Annotated in this window: 11 protein-coding genes; 5 read left to right on the top strand and 6 right to left on the bottom strand. The window is 70.2% G+C overall.

What is annotated here, in order from left to right:
• The first annotated feature begins 42 nt into the window (after positions 1-42).
• Together ACFY4A_RS07515 and ACFY4A_RS07510 are read left to right on the top strand one after the other, a co-directional pair.
• Complete coding sequence (locus tag ACFY4A_RS07515; protein ID WP_390828448.1) at positions 43-1,230, top strand: Gfo/Idh/MocA family protein; 1,188 nt, start codon at positions 43-45, stop codon at positions 1,228-1,230.
• Between the two features lie 155 nt (positions 1,231-1,385).
• Entirely contained in the window at positions 1,386-2,171 is a 786-nt protein-coding gene (locus ACFY4A_RS07510) for a DeoR/GlpR family DNA-binding transcription regulator (RefSeq protein ID WP_390828447.1), read from the top strand.
• Positions 2,172-2,274: 103 nt separating this feature from the next.
• Here the strand turns inward: ACFY4A_RS07510 and ACFY4A_RS07505 are convergent, their stop codons facing one another.
• From ACFY4A_RS07505 to ACFY4A_RS07495, 3 genes are all read right to left on the bottom strand, one after another.
• Positions 2,275-3,231, bottom strand: coding sequence for a patatin-like phospholipase family protein (locus tag ACFY4A_RS07505; protein ID WP_390828446.1), 957 nt, complete (start codon positions 3,229-3,231; stop codon positions 2,275-2,277).
• A 234-nt stretch (positions 3,232-3,465) separates the two neighbouring features.
• A complete protein-coding gene (locus ACFY4A_RS07500) occupies positions 3,466-3,603 on the bottom strand; it encodes a hypothetical protein (RefSeq protein ID WP_390828533.1) in 138 nt (45 codons plus the stop codon).
• Positions 3,604-3,908: 305 nt separating this feature from the next.
• On the bottom strand, positions 3,909-4,091 hold the full coding sequence (locus tag ACFY4A_RS07495) for a GNAT family acetyltransferase (protein WP_390828445.1): 183 nt from the start codon (positions 4,089-4,091) through the stop codon (positions 3,909-3,911).
• Positions 4,092-4,322: 231 nt separating this feature from the next.
• On the opposite strand from ACFY4A_RS07495, the gene ACFY4A_RS07490 reads away from it, so the two are divergent.
• On the top strand, positions 4,323-4,610 hold the full coding sequence (locus tag ACFY4A_RS07490; RefSeq protein ID WP_390828444.1) for a hypothetical protein: 288 nt from the start codon (positions 4,323-4,325) through the stop codon (positions 4,608-4,610).
• Between the two features lie 223 nt (positions 4,611-4,833).
• The gene (locus ACFY4A_RS07485) at positions 4,834-6,447 is read left to right on the top strand and encodes a right-handed parallel beta-helix repeat-containing protein (RefSeq protein WP_390828443.1); all 1,614 of its coding nucleotides are present in this window, start codon (positions 4,834-4,836) and stop codon (positions 6,445-6,447) included.
• 18 nt (positions 6,448-6,465) lie between these two features.
• Here the strand turns inward: ACFY4A_RS07485 and ACFY4A_RS07480 are convergent, their stop codons facing one another.
• Positions 6,466-6,975: a hypothetical protein gene (locus ACFY4A_RS07480; RefSeq protein WP_390828442.1), complete on the bottom strand. Its 510-nt coding sequence runs from the start codon at positions 6,973-6,975 to the stop codon at positions 6,466-6,468.
• A gap of 717 nt (positions 6,976-7,692) precedes the next feature.
• On the opposite strand from ACFY4A_RS07480, the gene ACFY4A_RS07475 reads away from it, so the two are divergent.
• On the top strand, positions 7,693-9,882 hold the full coding sequence (locus tag ACFY4A_RS07475) for a phosphocholine-specific phospholipase C (protein ID WP_390828441.1): 2,190 nt from the start codon (positions 7,693-7,695) through the stop codon (positions 9,880-9,882).
• Between the two features lie 236 nt (positions 9,883-10,118).
• Here the strand turns inward: ACFY4A_RS07475 and ACFY4A_RS07470 are convergent, their stop codons facing one another.
• Both ACFY4A_RS07470 and ACFY4A_RS07465 read right to left on the bottom strand, forming a co-directional pair.
• Positions 10,119-11,186 carry a LacI family DNA-binding transcriptional regulator gene (locus ACFY4A_RS07470; RefSeq protein ID WP_390828440.1) on the bottom strand — a complete coding sequence of 356 codons (1,068 nt, stop codon included), beginning with the start codon at positions 11,184-11,186 and terminating at the stop codon, positions 10,119-10,121.
• Positions 11,187-11,357: 171 nt separating this feature from the next.
• Positions 11,358-13,289, bottom strand: coding sequence for a DUF2264 domain-containing protein (locus ACFY4A_RS07465; protein ID WP_390828439.1), 1,932 nt, complete (start codon positions 13,287-13,289; stop codon positions 11,358-11,360).
• Between the last annotated feature and the right edge of the window lie 66 nt (positions 13,290-13,355).

The following is a 13,355-nucleotide window of genomic DNA, read 5'->3' as shown; positions in this document are numbered from 1 at the left end:
AGCACCCCTAGGCGTCTCGTACGCAGAACAGGACACTCGCACGTGGAAGACCTGCGCATCGGAGTCATCGGGCTCGGACTGCGACGGAACCTGGCAACCGCCGCGCACCGCCCCGGCAAGGGATCGGTCGTGGCGGCGGTTGCCGACCTCGACCCTCAAGTTCGTTCGAACGTGCCGGGGTTGTACGAGGGGGCGGTCGCCGTCGCCAACTACCGGTGGCTCCTCGACAACCCCTCGATCGACGCCGTCATCGTCGCCACCCCCGACGACACCCATGAAGCCATCGCCTGCGAGACTCTCGAAGCGGGCAAGCCTGCGTACGTCGAGAAGCCGCTCGGCATCACGGTCGAGCAGTGCGACACCATTTTGCGCACCGCGTACAAGACCGGCACCCGTCTCTACGTCGGCCACAACATGCGCCACATGGGTGTCGTGCGCCTGATGCGCGACGTCATCGCGCGCGGTGACATAGGAGAGCCGAAGACCGTGTGGGTACGGCACTTCGTCTCCTACGGCGGCGACTACTACTTCAAGGACTGGCATGCCGACCGCCGCCGCACCACGGGCCTGCTCCTGCAGAAGGCCGCCCACGACATCGACGTCGTGCACTGGCTGGCCGGCGGCTACACCAAGCGCGTCAACGCCCTCGGCGACCTCATGGTCTACGGGGACCTGCCGCGCCGCGAGCCGGGCACTCCCCGCCCCGACGGCTGGCTACGGGAGTTCGACTGGCCGCCGACGACGCGCCGCGACCTGCACCACGTCGTGGACGTCGAGGACGTGTCGGTGATGAACATGCAGCTGGACAACGGCGTCATCGCCGCCTACCAGCAGTGCCACTTCAGCCCCGACTACTTCCGCAACTACACGGTCATCGGCACCGAGGGCCGCCTCGAGAACTTCGGGGACAGCCCGGGCGACGAGGTGAGGGTCTGGAACACGGGCCCGACCAGCTACCGCAGGGACGCGGACGCGGTGTACCGGGTCCCCGAGGCGAAGGGCTCGCACGGCGGCGCCGACCAGCTCATCATCGAGGAGTTCTGCCGCTTCGTGCGCGAGGGCGGGGTCACCGACACCTCGCCCGTCGCTGCCCGGATGAGCGTGGCCGCAGGCGCGCTCGCCACTCGCTCGCTGCGGCAGGGGGGCGTGCCGTACGACGTCCCGGAACTGGAGCCGGAGCTCTTGGCGTACTTCGACGGCGGGCAGTTCCCGCGCGGAGCCGGGAGGTAGCTGCCTGACGCAGGCGCGGGCGGGTATGTCAAAGGGGGTCGCTCCCGCCCACGCCTGTGTGCGCGCACAGACGGTCACACGTACGTACGCGGCTGTTCACGTCTGGATGCGGAGGACCGCGGGGGATACGCTTTGCGCGGTGCGAGGAGGAACAAGTGGGGGCACATACCCGGTGGGCCCAACTGCTCGACATTCTGGGAAATCAAGGGCATGTCAGTATCGCTGAGGCCGCCGAGCGACTGGACTGTTCCTCCGCCACGATCCGGCGCGACATGGACGAACTGGCACGGCAGAGCCTACTGACCCGCACACGTGGCGGGGCCGTGGTGAGTTCCGTCGCCTACAACCTGCCGCTGCGCTACAAGACGGCCCGCAAGGCGGACGAGAAGCAGCGAATCGCGAAGGCCGTGGCCGGACTCGTCCCATCGGGCTCCGTCGTCGGGATCAACGGGGGCACCACGACCACGGAGGTGGCCAGAGAACTGGCCGTCCGCACCGATCCGGGCGGCAGGGCCGACGGTGTCGTCCTCACCGTCGTCACCAATGCGATCAACATTGCCAACGAGCTGGCGATCCGCCCCCATGTGAAGGTCGTCGTCACGGGTGGTGTAGCCCGGCCCAACTCCTACGAGCTCGTCGGCCCACTCGTCACGTCCGCCCTCCAGAGCCTCACCTTCGACTGCACGATCCTCGGTGTGGACGCGGTCCACCCCCACTTCGGTGCAGCCACACACGACGAGTCGGAGGCCAGTGCGAACCGCTCGCTCGGCGAACGCGGAGGCACCGTGATCGTGGTGGCCGACTCCTCGAAACTGCGCCGCCGGGCATTCGCCCGGGTGTGCGCACTGGACGCGGTGTCGACCCTGGTGACGGACAAGGACGCCCCTGAGTCATTCGTCGAGGAAATCACCGCGCAGGGCATCGAAGTCCTCTGCGTGTGAACCAGGTTGGGTCCCCGGCGGACACGGTGTGTGATCACTGGGGCATGGTGGCGCCCGCACCACAGTGATCCTGGGGCGACGACGTCTGCAAGGACCCAACCGATCACGTTGGGAAAGTGAATGGCTGCTGAGGGCGTGTGATGCCGGGGGCGCTCCGCCGACCGTTGTCCAGCCATCGGCTGGTTGAATCAGTGGCCGCTTCCAAGAGTTGCGCCGTTTGCCGGAAGTCGATGGGAAGGACTTCCACCGGGCTCGGTGACGGAAGCACATATACCTCCACGTGGGGGCGCGCCTTCGCAATGGAGGCGGCCATGCGTTGTTCCTCCAGCAGGTTGTACGCGTGGATCGCCATGGCCAACACGGTGGACGGTGGAGCGGGAAGGTGACAGGAAAGGCCCGGCGCCAGGACGTAGACTTCATCCGCGCCGAGGTCGATCGCATGATCAAGGGTCGTTCCGTTGGCCACGGCACCGTCGATGAGATGGAGGCCGCCGATCTCCACCGGAGGATAGAACCCGGGGACGGCGACGCTGGCCAACAGCGCAGGTACTGCGGGGCCACGGGCCAGGAGCACCCCTCGCCCGTCACAGACGTCCGCGGTCAGGATCCTGAGGTCGACCTCCGCGTCCTCGATACGGCTCAGCGGCAGGACATTCTCGAGAAAGAGCTGGAATCGGTGGTTGCTGAAGACATGGTTGACTCTGCCGGCTGCTGCCCGAACGATCAGCAGGGGATGGACGGGGAAAACGTAGTTGACTGCACCAGACGCCGCGACCATGCCGCTTAGCGGGCGACCAGGGAGGCGTCTGAGCAGCCCGTGCAACATCTCCGACGACACCAGCGGATACACGTCGTGCTCGCCGACCTGCAGCCAGACTCTCACGAGTTCCTCGACACCCTGCGCGTCGGGCCGCGCCGCGAAATAGGCAGCGTTCAAGGAGCCCACCGAGGCACCGACCACAAGGTCCGGACGAATGCCGTGGGCGGTCATCGCACGCAGCATCCCCACTTGCGCCGCTCCCAGACTGCCGCCGCCCGACAGAACGAATGCGGTGGTCATCGAGTCCTCCTGGCCGATCACGCCCTGAGCCCAGCCTGCGGCCAGGAGCGCCGGCGCGCCAATGAAGCGGGCGTCCGCTCCGGCGGACATGGCCGCGAGACATGCAGGTTTACAGCTCGGCCGCCCACTGATGCCGTCGAACAGTCGAGGCAGTGAAGGCACGCAGGAGCGCCCACGTTCACCTGTCAGAGCTGTGGGACACCGGCCACCGTGCCGCCCCGCCCTCGGACGTGGTTACGCCTCCTCTCCACAGTTCGGCGAGATCGACGACGGGGTCGGGGTAGCGGTCGTGGCCTGCGGGCCGTAGGCGTCGCGCCGCAGTCGCTGCTCCAGGACCTGCTCGATACTGGTGCGGCTTTCGGGCTTGCGCAAATCATTGACGGGTTCTTGACGCGGCTACGAGCCAAGGCCCGGTCCGACCCAATCTTGGGTCACACCCACCTCCACACCGGCGTCGCGGGCAATGTCCTCGGGCGCCACGCCGACGCTCCAGGCAGCGAGTACGGCGCGTCGGAGTTGCTCCGCACGCGTCTCCAACCCGATCTCGGCGGCTTCCCCGGATGCGGCCATCAAGTCAGCCGCGTCCTCGGTCAGCCGTTGGCCCGCCCGGCGGACCGCCAGGCGGGCTTCGTCCCGCGGACCGTTCACCGTCTGCCTCCCAGGGACCGCGCTGTCGATCAGCTCTGCGTGGACGACCGGGCGAGCTTGATGCTGAGCCACAGCAGGCTCACCGGCATCCCGATGCCGCACGCGTCGGCCAGGGCGAGGATCGCCGGTTCGGCGGCCGGCAACAGCTGCCGCAGACCACGCTCGGTGATCGCGGCAACAGGGAAACGGGGCAGCGTGGTGGTGATCGTCATGACGCACCTCCGCCTGATCGGCACCCAAGGCGCGCCGGCGGCGATCACGGTCACTGCCCGGCGCTTCGCAGGTCGAGTCGAGGCAGGCCGTCAGACGGCGGCACGGTGGCCGCCGGGCGCCCCGGGTGCAACGGAATGGGAACTGGGACCACTACTGCAGGGACTCATCCCGCTCACCTCCTCGCGCTCGCAGCGGTCACATCGAGCAGGGCACAACACACCCTTCCAAGCATGCTACGACTACCTGCAAACGCGATCTCTCGCCGAAATGCCTTCGACGGCGACATCATCGAGACCGGCGCCGGCTCCTACCGCTTGGCGCACGCCAAGGCCCAGCAGGACGGCGGCCGCCCACGGACGACACCCACCCACGCGATCAACGTGATTCTCCCCGCCCCGTTGCCAAGCCCGCGCATCGGGCCCGGCATGTCGGCTCAGCATGCGCGGCCTGGGGTGAAGCGGGCCGCGGCGACGATGTTGAAATCTCGCGCATGGGCGTACGACGTGTTCCGGCCGTAACCGTGAGCCTCGCGCTGGCAGGGCAGACAGCGATCTGATCGAACGATCGAGCCCGGGCGCTGGCGTTTGATCGGTCGATCGAAATGCGATCAAGATGTCCATATGGCTTGACCGAGATCAGTCAATCACCCTACGGTGAGGCACCACTCGGGGCGGAGACCCGTCGCACGACGCGCGCGTGGCCTGCCCGACCCCGCCGCTCCCTCCCCTGAGAGGACCCCGCATGCCCCACCGCCCCTCCGGCGCCCGCCTCGGCGCCGTGCTCGCCGGCGCAGTGGGAGTCGCGCTGGCCGCCACCGCCACCGCGTCCCCCGCCCTCGCGGACGACGCCCCGCAAGGGCACCGCTACTACCTCGACTGCTCCGCGGACGGCGGACCGGGCGACGGCAGTCACGCGCACCCCTGGACCTCGCTGGCTCAGGCCGGCGCGCACCGCTACGGTCCCGGCGACCAGTTGCGCATCGCACGCGGCGCGACCTGTATCGGCACCCTCGCCCCGACCGGCGCCGGCTCCGCCGACGCGCCCATCCGGATCGGCGCCTACGGCACCGGTGCGCTGCCGCATCTGGAGGGCGGCGGCGCGCACGACACAGTGCTGCTGCGCAACATGGAGTACGTCGAGGTCCGCGACCTGGAGATCACCAACTCCGGCGGCACGCCCGGCACCGAGCGCAACGGCGTCCGGCTGGAGCTGGCCGACTACGGCATCGGCCACCACTACGTGCTCTCCGGCCTGGACGTCCACGCGGTGCGCGGCGGCGACTTCAAGACCCTCACCGGTTCCAGCGGCATCCAGATCGACGTCGCCGGCACGACCACCGCGAGCGCCTTCGACGACCTGCGGATCACGGGCAACCGCATCCGGGACGTGGACCGGGAGGGCATCTACTTCAAGTCGACGTTCTCCCGCCGGGACCTGGTGGGCAACCAGCAGGACCCCAAGGTCTACCCGGGCCCGTGGACGCCCAGCACCCGCGTCCGCATCGACCACAACACGCTGACGTCGATCGCCGGTGACGCGATGAAGCTCGACACCACCTCCGGGGCGGTCGTCGAGCACAACCGGGTGGACGGCTTCCAACTGCGCTCCAAGGCCGCCAACGCCGGCATCTGGACCTTCAACACCGACGACACCCTCATCCAGTACAACGAGGTGTCCGGCGGCGGCAACAGCCTGGACGGCATGTCCTTCGACGCCGACGGCGCCTCGAACCACACCGTGTTCCAGTACAACTACAGCCACGACAACAAGGGCGGCTTCCTGCTGAACTGCCCGTACAGCGGCGCGAAGACCGTCGACGTCGTCGCCCGCTACAACATCAGCCACAACGACGGCGCCCGACTGCTGCAGAACTGCTGGGGCCCGATCCTGAACACGCAGATCTACAACAACACCTTCCTCAACGAGGAAGCCGTCCCCACCTACCTGGTGCAGGACGACGCCGGTTCGCCGGCCACCACCCGGCACGAACTGACGGTCCGCAACAACGTCTTCGTCGGTCCGGGGGACAACACCACCGGCACCTACCGCTTCAAGAACCCGACGCCGGACCTGCACTTCGACCACAACGTCCTGTACGGCATCCCGGGCAGCCTGCCCGCCAACACCGACGGCAGCGGCACGAACCCAGGTGGCAGCACCGCCGACCCGAAGCTGATCGCCGCCCTGGCGGGCGCCGACGCCGCCGACCCCGGCTCCTACCGCGTCGCCCCGGGATCCTCCGCCCTCGGCCTGGGCGTGCCCGTGCCGGACGCGGGCCGCCACGACTACTTCGGCTTCCCGATTCCGAAGCGGCACCCCGCCGCCGGCGCGTACCAGGGACCGCCGGTCCGCTGACCTGGGGGCAGGGCCGGCCTACAGGACCGGCGGAGACGACCGGCGCGCATGACCGCCCGTCAGCTGGGACCGGGGTTTCCCGGCCGTCACCGACGGGCGGGCCTGCGGGCCAGTTCGTAGGCGAAGCAGGCCCTTTCGGCGAGGCCGCCATGGGCGGCGCGGGGCGGAGCGCGGCGGTGAGACGGCATGGAACTCGGCGCCGCGCTCCGCGAACACCGGAGGCGGTGGGAAGGACGCCGGCCGGACGTACCTGGCGAGTTCACGGATCGTCCAGTGGTGCTCCTCGCAGATCCCGTGGCGTCCTGCGGACTCGAACCCGGTACGGGACAGGACGGCGTGGTCGGGGTCCTCCTCCCTGGCCCTGTCCCAGCCCGCGGGACCGCGGCCGGACGCGCCGAGGCTCTCCGGCCGGCCGCGCAGCACGCCGTCGAGTTGCCACTGCCACTCCCGCGGACCGGCCCACGGGTCGATCGACCAGCACAGCGCCCGGCGTCGACCGCGTCGTCGTGCCCTCCTGGCCCAGATCATGGTGCACCAGCCTGCGGCCCGCTCCACGTCCAGGCCTGCCCGTTCTCTCCCTCCGGTGTACGAGCGGCACACCTGAGGCGTCCACACACCGCTCCCGCCCGTCCGGGAGTGAACAATGCGAGACAAGTGGGCAACTTGTCTTGATAAGTCGGTCGGGCCATCGGAAAGCTGTAGGCACCACCGATCAGTCGGCACCACCACGCTCCCTCGCAAGGGTGGCTTCCCACCGAAGGAAAGGCCCTCATGCCCGACCCGACCTGCCGCCGCCTTCCGGGCACGGCCGGCGCCGCCGCCGCGGCCCGGCGCGGCTGTTTCTCCCCACCGCGACCGGACTCCTGAACGAGCGCCTCACCCATGGGCAGTGGCGCAACAAGCCGGTGCTCCTCTTCGTGCACCAGCCGCTGTCCTTCACCGCCTCCGGCACCTCCCGGCGCAGTTGCTGCGACACCGGGACAACGGCCATATCGGTGCGCAACCGATCCCGAGGCGTTCGTCCAACGGCGGCCGCCGTAAAGGCAGTAGCGCGTCGCACTTCGCGCCTTCCGCCGAGTTCCCCCACCGCAGGCGGACTTCCACCCGCTCATTCCCACCGCTATCTCGGACCTTCCCTCCGTACGTCCGATGGCCGCCTCCACCAGTCACCCCTGCCCCGAGAGGCTGTCGGCCCGTGCTGCTGCCGTGCTCCGGTCCGAATGTCACGTCGAAAGGATCATTCGCATGTCGCATGCCGACGAGCCCACCGAGCACCTTCCCCAGACCAACCCCGACGGCTCGCTGGCCGGCACAACCGGTCGCATACCGCGAGGCGTTCCCGCGTCCCTCTTCCGTTCGGGCCTGAGCCGGCGCCGACTGCTGCAGGCGGCCGCGGCGTCGGCGACGGCCGCGGCGACCACGGGCCTGACGGCGGCGGGCACCGGCAAGGCCGCGGCCGCGCCGGCCAACACGGCAGCGGTCGCCACCGGATCCACCGGCACGATCGCCGATCTCAAGCACGTGGTGATCCTCATGCAGGAGAACCGTTCCTTCGACCACTACTTCGGCATGCTCCCGGGTGTCCGCGGCTTCGGCGACAAGCAGGCCCTGCAGTACCCGGACGGCACCACTGTCTTCCACCAGCCGGACGCCAAGCGGACCGACGGCGGCTACCTGCTTCCCTTCCGTCTGGAGACGGGCAAGTACAACGCGCAGAACGCGGGCGGCCTGCCGCACGGCTGGACGGACGGCCACAACGCCTGGGCGACGGGCAAGAACAACGGCTGGATCGCCGCCAAGGGCGAGCAGACCATGGGCTACTTCACCGGCGAGGACATTCCCTGGCAGTACGCTTTGGCGTCCGCATACACAGTCTGCGACCACAACCACTGTTCGATCGCCACCAGCACCAGCCCCAACCGCATCTACATGTGGTCCGGCAGCATCGACCCGACTGGCGCGAACCACGGACCTGCCATCAACAACGGCGGCGACTACGGCTACCGATACACCTGGGAGACCTACCCCGAGGTCCTCCAGAAGGCCGGGGTCTCCTGGCAGATCTACGTCAACAACGACACCGACAGCAACTGGCTCGGTGACTACACCGACAACACCGTACGCTCCTTCGCCTCGTTCAATCCGGCGCAGCCCGGTGCCGACACCTCGCCCGACGGGCTGCTCGCGCGCGGCAACGTGCTGCAGACTCACACCAAGCCGACCGGGCCCAACTCCAACGAGAACGTCGACTACGTTCTCAAGGACTTCATCGACGCCTGCAAGCCCGGCGCACAACGGCCGCTGCCGGAGGTCTCCTGGATCGTCGCGCCCTACCTGTGGTCGGAGCACCCGGCCGGCGCTCCCGACTACGGCGCCGTCTACACCGACCGGGTCATCCGGGCGCTGCACGAGAACGAGGAGCTGTGGAAGTCCACGCTGCTGATCCTCACCTTCGACGAGAACGACGGCTACTTCGACCACGTGCAGGCGCCGCTGCCGGAGCCCGGCACGGAGGGCGAATTCGTGCAGGGGCTGCCGATCGGTCCGGGCGCGCGGGTGCCGATGACTCTGGTCTCGCCGTGGACGCGCGGTGGCTGGGTGTCCTCGGAGGTGTTCGACCACACCTCGATCATCCGGTTCCTGGAGCACTGGACCACGAGCCTGGGCAAGCCGGCGATCTGTGAGAACATCAGTGACTGGCGCCGGACGGTGTGCGGTGACCTGACGTCGGCGATCGACTTCTCCACGGCCGACACCTCGCTGCCCGACCTGCCGTCGGTCGACGTGCTGGTCGCGGCCGCGGAGCACGACCGGACGCTGCCGTCGATCGCCAAGGCGATCCCGGCCACGGGGCAGCAGTCCATGCCGGTGCCGCCGTCCGGCCGGATGAAGGCGCGGCCCGTGCCCTACCAGCAGCACGCCACCGTGGCCGTCGACCGCTCCAGCGGCAAGGTCACCGCGACCCTCACCAACGAGGGTGCGCAGGGCGTGAGCATGCAGGTGTTCCCGGACGCCTACCGCGATTTCGAGGCGACGCCGTTCACCGTCACCAAGGACGGCGCGAAGCGCTATGTGTGGGACACCGCGACGACCGACGGCAAGTACGCCTTCAGCATCTACGGCCCCGACCGATTCGTGCGGTCCTTCGCCGGAAGCGTCGTTCCGAGCGGCCGGAACACCGGTGCCGTTCCGCAGGTCGAGGCCGAACTCGTGCCCGGCCACCGTACGCTGCGGCTGCGACTGTCCAGCGGTGGACGCGACCAGGTCCGCTTCACCCTGACCGCCAACGACTACGAGGGCGGCCACAAGACGGTGTACGTCGACCAGGGCAAGCCCGCGGTCATGGAATGGCCGACCGACCACGACGGCTACTACGACGTGGTCGTCACCGCGGCCGACGGCTTCCGCTACCGCTTCGCGGGCCGGATCAGCTGACCCGCAACCCCCGGCCCCGGCGAGTTCTCCGACATCGCGCGAACCCGCCGGGGCAGCGGACGACCCCGCCGCGGAGGTGGTCGTGGGTGCGCGCTCGGGCATGCCCATGAGTAGTCTGGCCTTCCGGCCGACCAGCAGGGGCACGGCCTGGCCTCAGAAGTCACGTGCTTCGGGCGATGTAAGTGATCACCTGCCGGCGGCTACGGCTCCGAGTCCCTACGACTCAGCAAGTCCCGTCAGGCGGTGCCCGCACGGCCGCAGGAGGCGCGTACCTTCAGTTCGGGGAGCAGTTCCACCCGGTGGACCGGCAGGGCCGCGCCCTGCCGCAGCCGCCTCAGCAGCAGGTCGACGGCGGCGGCGCCGACTGCCCGCTTGGGCGGGGCCACGGCGGTCAGCGGCGGGGCGCCGAGGGCCGCGAAGACGTCGTCGTAGCTGATCAGCGCCAAGCCCTCGGGGACGGACAGGCCGCGTGCGCGCAGCAGCGCCGGAAGCTGGATGGCGTCCTGATCGTTGTGCACGAGTGCGGCTCGCACGCCCCTGCCGACAGCCTCGGCGAGCCGGCCGGCCACCCGCTCGGGGGCCGTGGCGGGATCGTCGATGTCGATCACCGGCTGCGGTGTCAGGCCGAGGGTGGCGCAGCCTTCGGCGTAACCGCTGCGCACCTGCAGCGCCGTCCAGGTGTCGCGGCGGGCGGCGAGGACGACCGTGTCGTGGCCGAGCGCGGCCAGGTGGCGCAGGGCGAGCAGCACGCCGTGCTGGTGGTCGGAGCTGACCGAGTCGAGTTCCGCGGCGGCCGTGCCGACGGGGGCCCTGCGTTCGACCAGCACGGTCGGGACCGGCAGTTCGTTGAGCCAGAGGCGGTCGTCCGGGTTGCTCGTGGACATCCAGTTGGGCGTGAGCATGAGTCCCTCGGCGCCCGACTTGAGCAGTTGTTCCGCCTGGCCGCGGTCCGCCCCGGGGTCGTAGGAGGAGATGCCGAGCACCAGGTGGGCTCCGGCGTCGGCGGCTGCGGCGCGCGCCCCGGCAATCACCTCGTCGAAGTACTGGCTGATGGTGTGGCTCACCGTGGGCACGATCAGTCCGAGGGTGCGGGCGTCGGTCTCGGCACCGGCGCGCTCGTCCGGTACCGAGACCGAGCCGTGCGAGCGGCGCAACAGGCCTGTCTCGGCGAGGGTCGCCACATCCCGGCGCACGGTGACCGCCGGGATGTCCAGGCGGGCCGCGAGGTCCGCCACCCGGACCGTGCCGAGCTTGCGCACGATCTCGAGGATCCGCGTCCGGCGCTCGTCAGCCGCGATCGACATGACGGTCCCCTTCTCCCTGACCTGACTCACCATGAGTCTAGCGTTCGATACATTACTGATCTATTGCTCAGATATTTGATCACTGTTCCCCCAATAGATCAAGATTCGATCGAGGGGTCTCCGGTCGGCCGCAACCCGCAGGACACACGGGGATACGGCGGGCTCGCGCCCTCAGTCCTCGTCGGATGCGACGGTCACCTCGTCCGCGCGGATGAGGGCCTCGCAGCGGCTGCCGTCCGGCCAGCGGACGCGCAGCCGGTGACCCACCGGGGCAGCCTCCACCGCGACCCGCGCGGCAGGCAGCGCGCCGGTCCCGGATCGGCTCAGCCGCACCGCCGAGACGAACAGGCAGTCCTCCCCCGTGACCGTGCCGGTCAGCACCGGGACCGCCGCCGCCGGCCCGAACGCGGTGCCCGCCGTCACGGGCTCGGTCGCGGCGGCGTCCAGGCCGTGCAGGGCGACGGCCTCGGAGACCAGCGCGGACCCGGTGACCCGTACCCGTGCTCCGCCGCCGGTCACAGCCGTCTCCACCGCGCTCCCGGCCACGGCCCACCCCGTGTGCCGTACCCCGGTCCCGGTGACGGCGCCGGTGACCAGGTGCGCGTGGACCTCCTCGGCTCCGGCGGCGAGCACCAGGGAGGTGACGCCGACGCCCGGCAGTTCGGCGCCTTTGATGCGGGGCCGGTGAGCGGAGGCCGCCCAGCCGCACCCCGTGCCCAGCGGGACGATCGGGCCGCGCTCGCTCGCCTCGCCGCCGGCCAGCAGCGCGAAGTGGTTGTCGGCGGCGCCTTCGAAGGCCGGCCAGGTGGCCGTGGAGTACGCCAGGCGCGCGTACAGCGGATCGTCCGGCAGGACCTCGTCGGCCGGCTGGTTGTCGCTGCCGTGGTTGTGCACGCGTACGAGCCCGTCGGCGGCCGTGGACTGGATGAGCCAGCCCGCTCCGCGCACCGGGACCACGGCGTCGCCGCGCTCGGCCGGTGCGGGTTCCTCCACGGCCGTCCACACGGAGTGGCCGGGCGGCAGCAGCAGGCCGAGGAAGCCCTTGCTCGCCCAGTACGGCGAGGCGGGGCCCGAGTACGGCTGCACCAGCGGAGGGCAGGGACCGAACCAGCCGAGCGTGAGCAGTCCGTCGTCGTCCACGGCGCCGTGGTCGAGGAAGTGGCGCAGGGTGCCGGAGGCCAGCCGCCGGGTGGTGCCCGGACTCAGCGGGGTGTGGCCGGTCAGGGCGCCGGCCCACGGTGCGGCGAGGGAGGCGAACCGGTAGATGAGCGAACGGCCCTGGTGCAGCGGGGCGCCGTCGCCGCCGAAGGTGTGCGCGTACTGCCCGAGGTGGGCTGCGAGCCGGGTGCCGTAGCGGTCGAGCAGCCGTCTGTCGTCCGCCAGATGGGCGTGCAGGACGGGGTAGAGGTGGAAGGCCCACCCGTTGTAGTGGTCGAAGGCGCGCGGCCGTCCATCGGTGTACCAGCCGCCGCCCAGGTGCCACTGTTCGATCCTGGCCAGGCCCTGGACGACAGCGCGTTCGGCGGCCTCGGTGTGGTGGCCGGTCTCGGCGAGGAAGCCTCCGACGGTGACCTGGAAGAGCCACCAGTTGTTGTCGACGGGGGTGTGGCGCAGTGCGCCCGCAAGCCAGTCGGCGGCGCGGGTGCGGGTCCGTGCGGGCAGGCGGTCCCACAGCCAGGGCCGGGTCAGACGAAGCGCGAGCGCGACGGAGGCCGCCTCCACCATGGCCTGTCCCCGGTCGGTGACCGCCGGCCAGGCGACCGGGTCGCGACCGGTCAGCTCCCTTTCCCCGGTGGGGGACCGTGTGCCCGCGGCCAGCCCCTCGGCGTACCGGTCGAGCAGCCGCAGCGGGTCCTGCCCATCGGCGCCGGCGACGCGGAGGGCGGCCAGCAGGAAGGTGCGGGCGTAGCCCTCCAGCGCGTCCGAGCGCGGGCCGGACCAGCTCGGGCGCGGGCCGGGCAGGGCTATCAGCGCATGGCCTGGCCCGGCGTGCCGCAGCGCGGCGGTGAGCAGCCTGTCCGCCGCGGCCTCCCAGTGGGCGCGGGTCCAGCCCGTGTACGGGCTGAGCGAGCGGTCCTCGGGCGGGAGGGACGTGCGCGGCATGGACGGGGCTCCTTGCTCGGGGGTCCCGAATCTAGAAGTCGTCCGATCGATCGTCAATGCAATCGA

Origin of the sequence: Streptomyces sp. NPDC001292 (genome assembly GCF_042896465.1) — a bacterium.
GTDB lineage: Bacteria > Actinomycetota > Actinomycetes > Streptomycetales > Streptomycetaceae > Streptomyces.
The sequence above is the reverse complement of the archived record's forward strand: the minus strand, read 5'-3'. Positions and strand labels throughout refer to the sequence as shown.

What these genes read in the sequence shown, in the direction of transcription:
- ACFY4A_RS07465 (WP_390828439.1), bottom strand. Translation starts at nt 13,289, where the DNA reads ATGCCGCGCACGTCCCTCCCGCCCGAGGACCGCTCGCTCAGCCCGTAC.
- ACFY4A_RS07470 (WP_390828440.1), bottom strand. Translation starts at nt 11,186, where the DNA reads ATGTCGATCGCGGCTGACGAGCGCCGGACGCGGATCCTCGAGATCGTG.
- ACFY4A_RS07490 (WP_390828444.1), top strand. Translation starts at nt 4,323, where the DNA reads ATGCTACGACTACCTGCAAACGCGATCTCTCGCCGAAATGCCTTCGAC.
- ACFY4A_RS07485 (WP_390828443.1), top strand. Translation starts at nt 4,834, where the DNA reads ATGCCCCACCGCCCCTCCGGCGCCCGCCTCGGCGCCGTGCTCGCCGGC.
- ACFY4A_RS07475 (WP_390828441.1), top strand. Translation starts at nt 7,693, where the DNA reads ATGTCGCATGCCGACGAGCCCACCGAGCACCTTCCCCAGACCAACCCC.
- ACFY4A_RS07480 (WP_390828442.1), bottom strand. Translation starts at nt 6,975, where the DNA reads ATGATCTGGGCCAGGAGGGCACGACGACGCGGTCGACGCCGGGCGCTG.
- ACFY4A_RS07505 (WP_390828446.1), bottom strand. Translation starts at nt 3,231, where the DNA reads ATGACCACCGCATTCGTTCTGTCGGGCGGCGGCAGTCTGGGAGCGGCG.
- ACFY4A_RS07495 (WP_390828445.1), bottom strand. Translation starts at nt 4,091, where the DNA reads ATGACGATCACCACCACGCTGCCCCGTTTCCCTGTTGCCGCGATCACC.